The 14,517-nt window shown below is 36.0% G+C and carries 13 protein-coding genes; all 13 read left to right on the forward strand.

Going from position 1 to position 14,517, the window contains the following annotated elements:
• The first annotated feature begins 3 nt into the window (after nucleotides 1–3).
• The 13 genes from G586_RS0119830 (at nucleotide 4) to G586_RS0119890 (ending at nucleotide 14,392) form a co-directional block, all read left to right on the forward strand.
• Entirely contained in the window at nucleotides 4–750 is a 747-nt protein-coding gene (locus tag G586_RS0119830) for a CpsD/CapB family tyrosine-protein kinase (RefSeq protein WP_026529096.1), read from the forward strand.
• 118 nt (nucleotides 751–868) lie between these two features.
• A complete protein-coding gene (locus G586_RS0119835) occupies nucleotides 869–1,432 on the forward strand; it encodes a leucine-rich repeat protein (protein ID WP_026529097.1) in 564 nt (187 codons plus the stop codon).
• 147 nt (nucleotides 1,433–1,579) lie between these two features.
• A complete protein-coding gene (gene loaP / locus G586_RS0119840; RefSeq protein ID WP_196811658.1) occupies nucleotides 1,580–2,074 on the forward strand; it encodes an antiterminator LoaP in 495 nt (164 codons plus the stop codon).
• 193 nt (nucleotides 2,075–2,267) lie between these two features.
• Nucleotides 2,268–2,987: a hypothetical protein gene (locus tag G586_RS0119845; RefSeq protein WP_026529099.1), complete on the forward strand. Its 720-nt coding sequence runs from the start codon at nucleotides 2,268–2,270 to the stop codon at nucleotides 2,985–2,987.
• The gene (locus G586_RS25870; protein ID WP_081674494.1) at nucleotides 2,984–4,987 is read left to right on the forward strand and encodes a glycosyltransferase; all 2,004 of its coding nucleotides are present in this window, start codon (nucleotides 2,984–2,986) and stop codon (nucleotides 4,985–4,987) included. Before G586_RS0119845 ends, G586_RS25870 begins: the two co-directional genes overlap by 4 nt.
• The gene (locus G586_RS0119855) at nucleotides 4,984–6,375 is read left to right on the forward strand and encodes a sugar transferase (protein WP_026529100.1); all 1,392 of its coding nucleotides are present in this window, start codon (nucleotides 4,984–4,986) and stop codon (nucleotides 6,373–6,375) included. The genes G586_RS25870 and G586_RS0119855 overlap by 4 nt, the downstream gene beginning before the upstream one ends.
• 86 nt (nucleotides 6,376–6,461) lie before the next feature.
• Nucleotides 6,462–7,289, forward strand: a complete 828-nt coding sequence (locus G586_RS0119860; protein WP_026529101.1) for a glycosyltransferase — start codon at nucleotides 6,462–6,464, stop codon at nucleotides 7,287–7,289.
• A 52-nt stretch (nucleotides 7,290–7,341) separates the two neighbouring features.
• Nucleotides 7,342–8,205 (forward strand): glycosyltransferase family 2 protein, encoded by an 864-nt coding sequence (locus tag G586_RS0119865; RefSeq protein WP_026529102.1) that lies wholly within the window; start codon nucleotides 7,342–7,344, stop codon nucleotides 8,203–8,205.
• A 137-nt stretch (nucleotides 8,206–8,342) separates the two neighbouring features.
• Nucleotides 8,343–9,200: a glycosyltransferase gene (locus G586_RS24160; protein ID WP_051204964.1), complete on the forward strand. Its 858-nt coding sequence runs from the start codon at nucleotides 8,343–8,345 to the stop codon at nucleotides 9,198–9,200.
• Between the two features lie 129 nt (nucleotides 9,201–9,329).
• A complete protein-coding gene (locus G586_RS0119875) occupies nucleotides 9,330–10,559 on the forward strand; it encodes an O-antigen polymerase (RefSeq protein ID WP_026529103.1) in 1,230 nt (409 codons plus the stop codon).
• A 397-nt stretch (nucleotides 10,560–10,956) separates the two neighbouring features.
• Nucleotides 10,957–12,195, forward strand: coding sequence for a CDP-glycerol glycerophosphotransferase family protein (locus G586_RS0119880; RefSeq protein ID WP_026529104.1), 1,239 nt, complete (start codon nucleotides 10,957–10,959; stop codon nucleotides 12,193–12,195).
• Nucleotides 12,196–12,301: 106 nt separating this feature from the next.
• Nucleotides 12,302–12,931: a CatB-related O-acetyltransferase gene (locus G586_RS0119885; RefSeq protein WP_026529105.1), complete on the forward strand. Its 630-nt coding sequence runs from the start codon at nucleotides 12,302–12,304 to the stop codon at nucleotides 12,929–12,931.
• Nucleotides 12,932–12,994: 63 nt separating this feature from the next.
• Nucleotides 12,995–14,392, forward strand: coding sequence for an oligosaccharide flippase family protein (locus tag G586_RS0119890; protein WP_026529106.1), 1,398 nt, complete (start codon nucleotides 12,995–12,997; stop codon nucleotides 14,390–14,392).
• Nucleotides 14,393–14,517: the final 125 nt, after the last annotated feature.

The raw sequence follows: 14,517 nt of genomic DNA on the forward strand, positions 1-14,517 counted from the left end.
TAAATGCAGAAGCTTACTATAAAAAATAACCCGGAACTGCCCTATGCGGTAGAAGAGGCTCTTAACAGACTTCGTATCAACATAAGCTTTCTGGGTAAAGATATTAAAAAGATAATGGTTGTTTCAACAAACCCCAATGAAGGTAAGAGCTTTGTGGCAATGCAACTGTGGAGACAGATGGCTGAGGCGGGGACAAAAAGCATTCTTATTGATGCGGACCTCAGAAAATCCATTATGACAGAAAAATATGGTATGAGTCTTGAAAGCGGGGAGAAAATCAACGGAACAAGCTATGTGCTTGCCAATGATATTCCATTTTCAAATTCCCTTTTTCATACAGATATAGCAGATGGAGACATTCTGCCGAATTCAGATAACGTTGTTAACCCGTCTATGCTGCTTGAAAATCAACGGTTTGAAGAACTTCTGGATTACACAAAAGATAATTACAGATATACATTTATTGATTCTCCCCCATTAGACCTTGTGTCAGATGGAGAGAGAATAGGATCTTTGTGTGATGGAGCAATCCTCGTAGTAAGAGGAGGTGTCACATCAAAGTCAATGGTAAAGCACTCAGTCATGCAGCTCGAAAGAGCAGGCTGTCCTTTACTTGGAATAATACTTAACCGTGTAGAAGGCTCTAAGGGAGGCTATTACTACAAGAAGTACGGCGGAAAATACTACGGTGGTCACTATGGCAAATACTACAGCGGTGACTCGTACTACTATGGCAAAAAGAAAGCCTAAGACTGATCCGCAGTCGATACTTAATCTGTGAGCAATCCGAATAAAATTCGGTTACTCAAAATACAAAAATAGAGTATTGCTCAAGAGGGGGCAATACGAAGAAAGGAGGACACTTAGGATGTTCAAGTTTATGAGGAGGGCTATTGCCATGGCTCTCGCAGCTTCTCTTGTTATTGCTACACCTGTTTATGCAGCACAGAGCCCGACAGTGGCTCCCACACCTGTTGCACCTTCTGTACAGGATGATGCAAAGGCAGAAGAGGCTAACGGCGTTAAGGCTACTGTTGATACAGAAGCCGATGGATCTGCAGCACTTGTTTCTGTTGAGGCATCAACAGCAAAGTCTGTAACCATTCCTTCAAAGCTCAAGGTTAATGGTGTAGAGTACACTGTTACAACACTTGAGAAGGGTGCTCTTAAGAACCTTTCAAAGGCTAAGACAATTACACTTCCTGAGACAATCACAACTCTCAAGAAGGGTTCTATCCAGGCTAAGAAGCTTAAGACCCTTAAGATCAACTCCAAGAAGGCACCTAAGGTAGAAAAGGGCGCATTCAAGGGTAAGAACACAAAGAAGATGACCATCAAGGTCAACAAGAAGAACATGTCAAAGAGTCAGTTCAAGACATTCAAGAAGAGACTCAAGAAGGCTGGATATAAGGGCAAAGTTGTTAGAAAGTAATTTCTAAAACGATAACTCTTATTAATCAAAAGATTATCTTGATCAGGACAATCTTCCTGAAGTTGCAGGAGTGAGTATCTCACTCCTGCAACTTTTGAGAAAGGGAATTTTGAGAATACTTCAAAAACGTAATGAAGCATGTGGTATGTGATACAGGTTAAATCCGGAAATGAGCATAAGATACAGAACATATGCGTTAAGTGCCTTAGGTATGAAGATGAAGAGGTTTTCATCCCGGTAAAGGTACTAAAGAAAAGGATAAAGGGAATAGATAAAGAGGTAGAGACCAAGCTGTTCCCGGGATACATTTTTTTTCTTACGAATGAAGTAGAGGAATTATTCTTCAGATTAAAAAAAGTAAAAGAACTTACAAAAATCCTTAAGACCGGGGATGAGTTCGTTCCGCTTAGTGTGAAGGAGGAACAGTTTTTAACAAGGCTGATGAATCCGGAGTATAAGGTGGATATGTCTACCGGCTATATAGAGGGAGATCGCGTTGTTATTACTGATGGTCCTGTGATGGGACTTGAGGGAATGATCGCGAGAATTGACCGCCACAAAAAGCAGGCGGTGCTTAAAACAGAATTTTTCGGCAAGCCCACAGAAATTGTAGTAGGGCTTGAGATTATTGATAAATATTGATACATGAAGTATTAAAGTGTAATCGTCGCCCGGAGCGCGTTGCATGGAGGTATGGACATAGCGGAGTCACCTTCTAAGTAGAAGACAGATTAATTTTTGGGTGATAGTAACCGGCAGCGCTCTTACCGGCACTGCAATGGCGAAGCTATGTCTTTTTTGTTTCATCAAAAGCCTTCTATATGAGGTACCTACATTGAGCCAAAGTCTTCTAAAAAGATACGATTTTCATATTACTCTTTGCGCCATAGTACTTACTATGATTCAGTTTCTTACCTGTTTATATCTTGTAGGCATTAGCGGCGCGGTGGTATTTCTTGTTTTGTATATTCCCGCTGGTTTGCTCCTTACTTACCTCAAATTCGAATACGAGCTCCAGCCTCTTTACTATAGAAGACAAACAGTAGCATGTTTACTTATCGACATAATTATTACTACTGCTTTCAGAACAGACCTGCTAACCGGTTTTCTGTTTTTTATATTCTCACAAATCATCTACCTTGCATGGCTGAAATTTTCAGAATGGTGGATGTCCTACCACATAGCACCTCAAAGGACTGTCATGATAACAGACGCCACTAATGAAAATGAAGAAGATGAAGAGAATAAAGAAGTGTTCTATAAACCGGACTGTGACAAAGAGCTTCTGATGCGTATGCCTTACAGATTTAGCGATATAAGTAAAGTATCTCTCGGGGATGCAGAACGCTTCATAGAATTATTCAGAATACCACAGATGCTTATATGTATAGAAGACCCTGAGAAATGCATAAAAATGATAGAGCTTGCAAGGGCAAAGGGGATGATTTTGTTCATGCTGGGTAATAAAAATGAAAGTCTCTTAAGGCAAAGCCTTCGCAGAATCAGAAAAGTGAAAATAGGAAATAATTCATTATTCTATGGAAGACCTATATGATCAGTATTATTGTACCGGTGCATAATGCGGAAAATTACATAGAAGAAACAATAAACTCAGTGCTCGCTCAGACCCATGGGCATTTTGAGCTGATACTTGTTGATGATAAATCAACAGATAAAAGTGTTGAAATAATAGAGCACTTTGATGATGCGAGAATAAAGCTCGTAAGGCTTACGGAAAACAAAGGGGCGGCGGGAGCAAGAAATGAAGGGTTGAAAATAGCAGAGGGAAGATATATAGCATATCTTGATGCTGATGATCTATGGCTCCCCGATAAGCTGAAAAAAGAGCTGCAGTATATGAAAAAATATGATGCAGGCTTTGTGTTTTCCGCCTACGAATTTGGTGATGAGAATGCGACTCCCACCGGGAAAATAGTAAGAGTGCCCAGGGAGCTTTCTTATAAAGATGCCTTATCACGAACAGTAATATTCACATCTACTGTTCTTATAGATACAAAAAAAGTAAAAAAGGAACTACTTATGATGCCTCAGATAGAATCTGAGGATAGTGCAACCTGGTGGCAGATATTAAAGACAGGAGTAATAGCATATGGACTTAACCAGCCTCTTGCAATTTACAGAAGACCTGCTAACAGTCTGTCATCCGATAAGGGGGTTGCGGTAAAGCGAATCTGGAACCTTTATAGAAACTATGTGGGACTTGGTTTTTTCACATCCTGCTATCTGCTATTTTTATGGGCATGGAGAGCAAGCGTGAGGAGAGTTGTGGCAGATTCTTTTCGAACCCACATGGAATCCATAAAACGGTTCGCTGTAATTCAGTTATCTTTGCTTGGATTATTATTCCATGCACTGATGTATGCCTGGATATGGCTAAAAAGATATTATCCAATAATAAACTCCATAAGAATAAGTCAGGATGGATATGTATTTGGTGCAGGCCTTAAGCTCTACTTCAGAGGCCACCTTTTAATAGTCATTATCTATTTCCTTATCCTTCTATTCTGCTCAAGAACAGGAGACGGAATGAGGACGGGATATGTAAAGCCGGGAAATGTGTTTGCTGCTGAGGCTGTAGCACTTGCTGTGACCAACATCATCACTTATCTGCAGCTTTCAATTATGAATAACTGGCTGGTTCCGATAAGACCTATGGCGCAGATGTTTGTGACACAGCTCCTTCTCACCGCCATATGGGCTTATATTGCTGATGCAATATATAGAAATGTTTTCCCTGCAAGGGAGGCTCTCATAGTCGGAAGTAGTGATATGGATTCCGAGAGGATTGAGGAAATATTCTCAAGCAGAAATGACAGGTTCCTTATTATGAAAACCATGCAGCCTTCTGATGGTATTGAGAAGATAAAAAAGGAATGTCTAAGGTGGTATGGCTGTGTGATCCTTGGTGAGATGGATATAGAAAAAAAGCTGTATCTTACGGAATACTGCTTCAGGCATTTTATCAGAGTATATATAGTGCCTACAATTGGGGACATTCTGGTTCAGGGCTCTGAACAGCTTGATCTTTTTGGCACAACAGTATTCGAGCTCAGGGAGTATTCCATAAGATGGGAATCAAGGGTTATAAAACGAATCATTGATATCCTCGTATCCCTGATACTTATAGCTTTGCTTACGCCACTTATGCTATGTAAGCTTTTAGGCGGAAGCCATATAGAAAAAACATCCTGTTATGGGAAACAGGGAATAATTTTCGAAAGACTGTCCTTTAGCGGAGAGGGAATTGGGAAATCCATTCCCTCCCTTTTTAATGTGCTAAAGGGTGACATGTCCATGGTTGGAACTGCCCTTTATCCAAAAGACAAGATGCAAAAGCTCATGGACGATGAAGCCGAGTACACCTACAGACTCAGGCTAAAGCCAGGTTTTACAAGCTATGCCATGCAGCACCGGGAAGGATATTCCACTGAAAAGGATATCCTGAAAATGGATCTGTATTATATACAGCACTATTCACTGATTTTAGATATAAAACTATTACTCCAGGCTTGGAGAAAGAAAGGAGCGCTATGACATCAAGAGCGGAAAAATCAGTTTTACAAAATACTCTTATACGTGCGGTAAAGCTGTGGAACATACTTCTTGTGACCTATTGCTTTGCAATAGCGTGGATGTTCTATTACAGCAGCCGGATTGCGCTTCCCTTCTATAGGAAAGGTAATTACGTAGTAATAATTCTTTTTATGGTTGTGTACTATTACCTGACACATCTCTATGGAGGTTTTCTCCTTCATATCTACAGGGTATCACAGCTTGTGTACGCGCAGGGATTATCAATAGTTATCACTAATGGTCTGACTGTGGTCATAATAACTCTTCTAAACAGAAGAATCCCGAATTTGATACCGCTCCTTATGTGCATGGTGATAGAAGTACTCGTTACAACAACCTGGTCACTTCTGGCTCATAAATGGTATCTGAACAAGTATCAGAAGAGAGACAGCGTAGTGATCTGGGATGAGCTTGAAGGGCTTGATGCGCTTATCGAGCAGAACGGTCTCGATGCAAGATACAGAATTCTTAGAACTGTAAATGCAAAGAACATAGATAAACAGAATATGGATAAATACCTCGGTGATGCTGAGGTAGTATTCCTTTGCAGTATCCACAGCCATGACAGAAATCAGATCATAAAGTACTGCGTAAGACATGATATAAGTGCATATGTAATTCCCAGAATCGGTGACGTGATAATGAGTGGTGCAGAGAGAGTAAGTCTCATGAATCTGCCCATGCTCCTTCTTGGAAGATATAACCCTACACCGGAGTATCTGCTGGTGAAAAGAATCATCGATATTGTTGTTAGTGGTCTCGCACTTATTGTGCTTTCACCTCTTATGGTGGTGGTGGGATTGATAATAAGATCTGATGGTGGTACCGCCTTCTACAGACAAAAGAGACTGACCAAGGATGGTCAGGAATTCTATGTTTTAAAATTTCGTTCCATGAGAATGGATGCTGAGAAGGATGGAGTAGCGAGACTAAGTACCGGCGATAAGGATGACAGAATAACACCTATCGGAAGATTCATACGTTCATGCAGAATTGATGAGCTTCCGCAGCTCATAAACATCCTAAAAGGTGAGATGACGATTGTAGGACCAAGACCCGAAAGACCGGAGATAGCTGAGAAGTACATGGAAGAGCTTCCGGAGTTTGTCCTTCGACTCCAGGCAAAGGCAGGCCTTACAGGCTATGCACAGGTGTATGGAAAATACAACACAACACCCTATGACAAGCTGCTGATGGACCTCATGTACATAGCAAGACCCAGCCTGATAGAGGATCTCAAAATCATGTTCGCGACAGTGAAGATACTGTTCATGGCTGAGAGTACGGAGGGGATTGCTGCGGGTCAGACGACGGCGATGGGAGTAGGCACGGATAAGAAGATAGTATAAGTAATCAAAAGATAATGAAGGTTTAAGGCTCCGGAATGTATTACATTTCGGGGCTTTGATTTTTATTGGGATTGAAAGTTCTGAGAATGGAAAAGATGAAATACTCAGTTTTGATGAGTGTGTATGCAAAAGAAAAACCTGAATATTTAGAAGCTGCAATGAATAGTATGTGGGAGCAGACGGTTAAGACAGATGATTTTGTACTTGTCTGTGATGGACCGCTAACTGAAAATCTTGAAAAAACTATTGAAAAAATGCAACATGACCATCCTGATGATTTAAATGTGATTAGATTGGAACAGAATAGCGGATTAGGCAATGCATTAAATGCTGGATTAAAACATTGTAGAAACGAGCTTGTTGCTCGTATGGATAGCGATGATATAAGTAAAATGGATCGCTGCGAGAGGCAATTAGAAATCTTTACTAGTTATCCAGATATAGATATATGTTCAGGAACAGTAATAGAGTTTGTCGACAATACTGAAAATATTATAGGAAAAAGAGAATTGCCTACAAAGAATGAAGATATAGTAATTTTTTCTAAGAAAAGGAATCCTTTTAATCATCCAGCTGTGATGTTTAGGAAAAGAGCAGTAGAAGATGCTGGAGATTATCTTGAGAAATATCACTTATTCGAAGACTATTATCTGTGGGTAAGGATGTTTATGAATGGTTCTAAGGCAGTGAATATAAAAGAGCCATTATTATATATGCGTACACCGATAGATTTATATATGCGTAGGGGTGGAAAAGATTATGCAGTAAATATGCTTAGATTCCATACCTGGATGAAGTCTGAACAGTGGATTTCCTTAGGGCATTATTTAACTGGAGCGATTCCACATGCATTAGCATGCGTACTACCAAATAAAGTTCGTTGCTATATTTATAGAATTTTACACGCTAATTGAAAGGAAGTGTACTAAGCTATTCATGCTAAATGAGCTTATCACTAAAAAATAAATGACGGATATAACGGTTATCATTCTAACTAAGGATGAAGAGGAAAACATAGAAAGATGCATAAATTCGGTTAAGGAATGGGTAAGTCGAATTGTTGTTATTGATAGCTACAGTAATGATAAAACTGTTGAAATTGCAAAGAATTTAGGAGCTGAGGTCATTCAACACGAATTTATTCATTATGGAGCCCAGTTTCAATTTGCATTGGACAATGCAGATATTAGAACAAAATGGGTGTTTCGACTTGATGCAGATGAAGAAGTATCAGAAGAGACAGAAAAAGAGATAGAAGACCTGTGTTTGATACATGATGAAACGGATGTCAATGGGTTTGTTTTTAGACTTCAAAATGTTTTTATGGGCAGAAAGCTAAAACATGGATTTGTTCATATTCTTGAGAAATTATGTATTTTCAAATATGGTAAAGCTGCTATGGAGGACAGATATTTTGGAGAACAGATAATATTAACAGAAGGTAGTTCTATTTCGTTGAGGTCTTTATCGTTACATTATCCTGTTAGAAATCTGAACTTTTTTGTAAATAAGCTTAATTGGTATGCTTCAAGAGAAGCAAAAGATTTTTTGAGTCGTCTTGACGGAAAACAAGATTTTTCAACTTTGGATAGACCTACAATGATAAGGAGAATTATTAAATATAAAGTGTACTATAAATTGTCTCCAAGAATCAGATCTTCTATGATGTTTTTTTACTATTACATTCTAAAGTTAGGTTTTTTGGATGGTATTGAGGGATTTTATTGGCATTTTTTGCAAATACAATTTTTGAGGACATTAGTAGATGCAAAGATGCTTGAAGTAAAAAAGAGTGGAAAGAGTATTGGTGAGACAGGTTCGTGGAACTAGTTTTTTTATAATGGTATAAGTTCATTGCCTCAGACCAATTTGATATCCATGTTAGAAAAAAAGAGAATATTTGGCTGACTAAGTGAATTAAATCGATTTTAAGAAAAAAATCGAAGTGTATTGCAGGAGATTTATTTATGAAAAAAGTGGCAATAGTATTGCTTAACTATAATTCTTCAAAAGATATTATAGATATGGTGGATGTCCAATTAAAAAAAATAGTATTACCTCCAGATACTATAATTATAATTGTTGACAATAATTCAACAGATAACTCATTACAGGTTTTTGAAAAATGGAATAAAAAATGCATTATTATCGAATCATCGGTGAATGGGGGATATGCCAGAGGGAACAATATTGGAATAAAATATGCTGAACAAAATGGATTTGATTATGTATGGATTTTAAATAGTGATGTTGTGATTAGAAATCCTAAAACGCTTGATATGATGCTGGAAGTTATGTCTGCTGATAATAAAATTGGTGCAGTGTCACCAATAGTATATTCAGGCTATGGAAATGAAATGAATAGAAATCTTTATAGACCTACGATTTTTGATTTGACAATCGGAAGAATAAGATATCGAAGGAGAGGAAGAAGAATCGATAAGTCCTTAATGGGGATAAATGATAATTATTGTTATAACTATAAGCCCCAGGGATGCTGCATGCTATTAAATGTTCCAATAATGCATGAAGTTGGCTATTTAGATAACAATACGTTCCTTTTTATGGAGGAACCTATATTAGGAGAACGATTATTGAACAATAATTACAGAAGTGCCTTGTGTTTATCTACAAGTATAATACATAATCATAATTCTGATTATAAGTCGGAAGGGCATAGAAGAAAAGTGTTTAAATGGCAATTACAAAGCGAGATGTATTATTACAGAGAATATCGAAAATTTCCTTGTTATGTAGCACTATTTTGCGAGCTTTTTACAATTATTCATCATTTTGTTTTGATTAGGTTTAGATATTTTAAATGATTTATTTGTGATATGCAGTGAAACGGATATAGATAATCATTTTAGAATTGAAAAGTTAAGTATGGTCAATCTTGTTGTGAGAAACTATCAACAAGAATAGCATTTATATAGGAGATTAATATTAACATTATGGATAATGAACTGAAAATAAATACGAATCAAATTTTAATGGCAATAATAATGTTGATACTCTTACTTCCGGACGACTATTTTTATCTAATAACGATTTATTCTAGTACCACGCCTAGCTTTATTCATTCAATTAGATTGAATTATAGCTTTGATGTTATTCAGCTTTTTATTTTGGTTGGAGGCTTTTTGCTCTATGTATTTACTAATGATATAAAGTTGATTGCTTTATCAATTATAATGTTTACAAGAGAAGCTTTTATTGCATTAATATATGGAAACTCTCTTTTTAAGAATCATGCCTATGATATGTACTTAATTATGCTTGTAGGCTATTTTTTATATGTGATTTTATTAGAGAATTGTGAATCTTTTAAGCAGTTTGAGAGTTTTCTGGAGATGTATTTGATTCTAAATATTATTACTATATTCGTGAATTTTTATATACATGATTATGATATAGGTAAAAGATACAATGCTACAAACCTTGATGTTGGGGGTACAGGGAGTCTTTGTGCAATAGGCTCAATATTTTTTTTTCTGACTTTTATAAATAAAAGGCGTATGATTAGTGGAATCGAATTTTTAATGTCGATTATTGGATTGCTTTTATCGGGATCTCGAGCAAATATCGCATGGGTATGTTTTGTTTTTGCTTTTTATTTTGTTATTAGCACTTATCAGCAATTTAGTAGTAAAAAAATGGCGCCTGGATGGTTGCTGTCAAGAACAATAATAGTTATAGCTTTGATTCTGTTTTTTGCCTTTTTTAGTGTAAGATTCGTCTCTGATGATCTGATTATTCAGTTATTTAGAATGTCAAGAATGTCAAGGGAAAGCATAATTAACGATGAATCATTTATTGGAAGATTACAATCTATGATAGCAGGAATGAAGATTATAAAGGATTATCCGCTTGGCATCTCGGGATTTTTTATTAATCTACAATCTGAGATGCAGATGAGGGGATATCCAACGTTTCCACATAGTACATTGATGTCATACTACATATTATTTGGACCAATAGTGCTTTTTATGTATTACAGATTTCTTAAAATATTTAAAAGTATTAAGTATTACGGTAATCCATATAAATGGCTTGTTTTGTATCTGTTTATAAGTACGATATTTTATGGAGGACCTATAACAAATTTTAAAATTTTTTTTCAATTTTTTCTAATTATGGGTATTGCAAAAATATATGAATCTTTATATGAGGAATATGGTTAAGATATTTTATTGGGCTTTTGAATCAAACAATAAATGATTTTTTAGTGAATAATCTTAGACAAAGATCTTGTTGTGAATTAACGACTACTGCGTTTAAAGTCGCTTTTTGGTAAAGTCATTTAGTTTTACTTCAATACAATTTGTTGCGGAAGTGTGATATCAATCTACATATAATCAGAATGCTATAACATGGCATATCGCAAGTCCATTAAGCACAATCGGATAGAATTATTATCATAGATATAGTGTTAGTAAAGCTTCAGCAGTTTTTGTTTGATATCAAATCTAAAACTTGGTTTCACATGTTTATTATCACAGATTTCATGCTGCTATTTTTAAGCAAAAAATCTATTTTTATGCTAAAACTAATTAATTTGGTTAAGGGAGGGAGAAGGGATTGCTTCAAGCAATTTTACATAGAGTGATTCTTATTATTATGAATATAATAATGGCAATTCGTTCCATGTTTTGGAAAAGAGATAAGTCCATTATCCTCTTCGGGGCATGGTTTGGAATGCGTTTTGCAGATAATTCACGCTTCTTATATCAACATCTTTCACAAAATAAAAAAAAATATGGGTTATCTCATGTAGTATGGGTGACTAGATCAGATAAAGTATACAAAGATATTTCTGATTTGGGGTATGAAGTTTATATGATGAATTCTGAAGAGTCTATTTATTTTCATAAGCATGCCTATTTTCATATAATATGTAATGCTGCGGAGTCATATGGGGAATTATATCCTGATATTTTAACTGCTTATTCGTGGAGAGCAATTAAGATTAATCTTTGGCATGGGGTTATTCCTATGAAAGGTGTAAGTATGGCTAGTGCTGCATATTTGAGAGCTAAAAATCGACATAAATTATTGTATTTAATTAAAGAAAAACTTGGGGATATTACATTTTTTAGGAAGTTAATTCAATTGCCTGGTGGTTGGGGTGACTGCTATTATTTGAGCTGCACATCTGCTGGGACAGAGATGATGATGAATTTTTTTGGTGGAAAAAGAAACCATTATATTGAAGTATCGTATCCAAGATTTACCACACAGACCGTATTCACAAAGGAGGAAAGAGATATTATAAAAAAAATAGAGAGTTATGAAAAGGTAATTCTCTACTTGCCGACATTTAGAAATGGTGACAATCATTTTGATTACTATGAGGCTTGGGAATCAATTGAAGAGTATTTGAATGAAAATAATTATTTATGGATTCAGAAATTACATAGCGCTGCAAACAATAGAAGAAAAGGGATTAATAACAATAATATTATGGATCTTTCTGCGGATTTCGATATTAATTCAATTATTCAAAAGATTGATGTTTTAATAACGGATTATTCATCTGTTACTGCTGATGCTATGATTTACAACAAACCAATTATATATTATATTCCTGATTATTTGGACTACGCAAATGGCCAAAATGGATTTTTGGCTAATCATAGTGAGGTTATGTGTGGAAATAAAATTTTAGAAAAGGAAGATTTAAAAGATTTAGTAATAAATATCTGCCAAAAACCATTTGTTGTAGATGAGAATTATTTATCAGTTAAAAAAAAATATGTTGGAGAGCCTCAAAGCATAGACCTTATTTGGCAGACAATTTCAGCTTTGGGTGGGATTTAAAATTATACCTTTTTACAATACAAGTATATAGGATAAATTATTTGACGCAATTGACTTTATACTAATAGTTTTTGCTGTTTTTTTGCATGTATAAGAGGAATTTTGTATGATATTTGATAAATTATATAATCGGTCGAGATTTATAAGGAAAAGTCTAATATGGCTGTATTCTCGAAGAGAAGGCGGAGTTTTTCGGTCTTCTACAATCAGAAAATTACATGAGAATTATAAAGGAATTAAAGCCGGATTCAACAGCTATGGGTGGACAGCAGAATCAATAGATGGTCCAGCTACTATAGGAAATTATACAAGTATAGGTAAAAATGTTCGAAGGATTTGTGTTAATCATTTGTTTTCTTATGCCACTACGCATCCTTGCATTTTTAATCCAACACTAGGGTGGGTTGATATAGATTCAAGGGAAAGGGTACACATTAATATTGGCAATGACGTTTGGATTGGTGATAATGTAACTATCCTACCTTCGTGCGTTTCTATTGGAAATGGGGCGATTATTGGTGCAGGTGCTGTAGTTACAAAGAATGTTCCTCCCTATGAAATATGGGGGGGAGTACCAGCTCATTGCATAAAACGCCGGTTTTCGGATGAAGTTATTTTGGGATTAGAAAAAATTCAGTGGTGGAATTTCCCTGAAGAAAGACTAAAGTCAATCAAGGAATTATTCTCTGACCCTACAGAGTTGATTAATATAATCAATCAGGAAAACTGGAATTAGAATATTGCAGTAGTTCTGAGGGTATATTGTCTGTCACTCATTAATATAGGAGCGTAATATTAAATGTTTGGAAAGAATACAGCACTTAAAGCTGGATTTGGATATACATTGGGCAATATCTTAGTTAAAGGAATTAATTTTTTGACATTGCCATTGTTTAGCAGACTGCTTACAACAGCAGAGTTCGGAGTGTATAATGTATTCCTTTCATACGATGCAATTCTCTCTGTACTAGTTGGTTTTGCTATGGCAACGAGCGTAAAAAGTGCACATTATGAGTTCAAAAAAACAGATGAATATGTATCGTCTATTAGCTTAATATACATTCTGAATTCTATATTCTATTTTACTATAATTTTCGTAATAGGACAGCGACTCTCTTCATGGATGGGGTTCAGCAAATTCGTACTACTGTTGCTTGTTTTTTTTAGTTTTGGGGGAGCGATTATTCAGCTTTACAACGAAAGAATAAGTTTAGACTATGAATATAAAAAGTATCTAATAGTTGCTCTGCTTAATTCTGTCGGAAATGTAATCGTATCTCTATTACTGATGGTATCAGTTTTTCGAAATAAGAGAGATATAGGTCGTATAGTTGGAACGGCAGCTACTATATTTACTATTGCTGTAGTGATTCTCATACGCATGTATATAAAAGCACCGCCTAGATTTGATGAAAAATTCTGGAGATTTGGTTTGCTGTATAGTCTTCCCATTGTGCCGCATGGCATTTCGCAGGTGTTGCTGGCTCAATGTGACCGTATTATGATTTCAAGAATGGTGAACGAATCAGCAGCAGGCATATATAGCCTTGCGGGGAATCTAAAGCTGGTACTTACGGTAGTATCCACTTCAATAGGTGTCTCATGGAGTACTTGGTTTTTCTCAAAGATGGACAAAGAGGAGACGGTAGATATACAAAAGAAAGCCTCTTTATTAGTACTTATATTTCTGATTTTTACAGTGGGATTGATGGCTCTTTCGCCTGAAATCATCTATGTTTTGGGTGGTAAAGAATATGAACTCGGGAAATATGTCGCTATTCCGATGATAATGGATGCATTTATTTTATTCCTTTATAATATCATTGTACCAAGCGAATACTACACGAAAAAAACACATTTTATAATGATGGGAACATTAATTGCTGCTGTAGTTAATGTGATTACTAACTATATCTTTATTATACTATATGGTTTTGTTGGAGCTGCCTATACAACATTATTCTCTTATGTGTGCTATCTTGTTCTTCACATTGTTATTTCAAAAAGACTCGTAAAGTTTGAAGTTATAAGATCTAAGTGGATTATTATCACCACATCTGTTGCTGCACTAACTGGAGTACTGGATTTGTTATTCGTAGAGAACATCATTTTTCGATATGGACTTTGTGTAATAGTTGTTGTTGCTCTATGTTTCTTAACTTCCTGGGAATATGGCATTAGCAATACAACTGGATGATAATGGTATAGTAGCGGGAAGATTTTACTAATAGAAAGCCGCGGCTGCAATTTATTTCGCAGACCGCGGCTTAATTAATCGTAGCCTATGAATTTGTCAGTTTAGCTTTGGCTTTTTGATATTCC

The sequence above is a fragment of the Butyrivibrio sp. VCD2006 genome (assembly GCF_000423925.1).
Classification (GTDB): domain Bacteria; phylum Bacillota; class Clostridia; order Lachnospirales; family Lachnospiraceae; genus Butyrivibrio.

Coding starts and splice junctions, on each gene's coding strand:
- G586_RS0119830 (WP_026529096.1), top strand. CDS start 4: ATGCAGAAGCTTACTATAAAAAATAACCCGGAACTGCCCTATGCGGTA.
- G586_RS0119835 (WP_026529097.1), top strand. CDS start 869: ATGTTCAAGTTTATGAGGAGGGCTATTGCCATGGCTCTCGCAGCTTCT.
- G586_RS25870 (WP_081674494.1), top strand. CDS start 2,984: ATGATCAGTATTATTGTACCGGTGCATAATGCGGAAAATTACATAGAA.
- G586_RS0119855 (WP_026529100.1), top strand. CDS start 4,984: ATGACATCAAGAGCGGAAAAATCAGTTTTACAAAATACTCTTATACGT.
- G586_RS0119860 (WP_026529101.1), top strand. CDS start 6,462: ATGGAAAAGATGAAATACTCAGTTTTGATGAGTGTGTATGCAAAAGAA.
- G586_RS0119865 (WP_026529102.1), top strand. CDS start 7,342: ATGACGGATATAACGGTTATCATTCTAACTAAGGATGAAGAGGAAAAC.
- G586_RS24160 (WP_051204964.1), top strand. CDS start 8,343: ATGAAAAAAGTGGCAATAGTATTGCTTAACTATAATTCTTCAAAAGAT.
- G586_RS0119875 (WP_026529103.1), top strand. CDS start 9,330: ATGGATAATGAACTGAAAATAAATACGAATCAAATTTTAATGGCAATA.
- G586_RS0119885 (WP_026529105.1), top strand. CDS start 12,302: ATGATATTTGATAAATTATATAATCGGTCGAGATTTATAAGGAAAAGT.
- G586_RS0119890 (WP_026529106.1), top strand. CDS start 12,995: ATGTTTGGAAAGAATACAGCACTTAAAGCTGGATTTGGATATACATTG.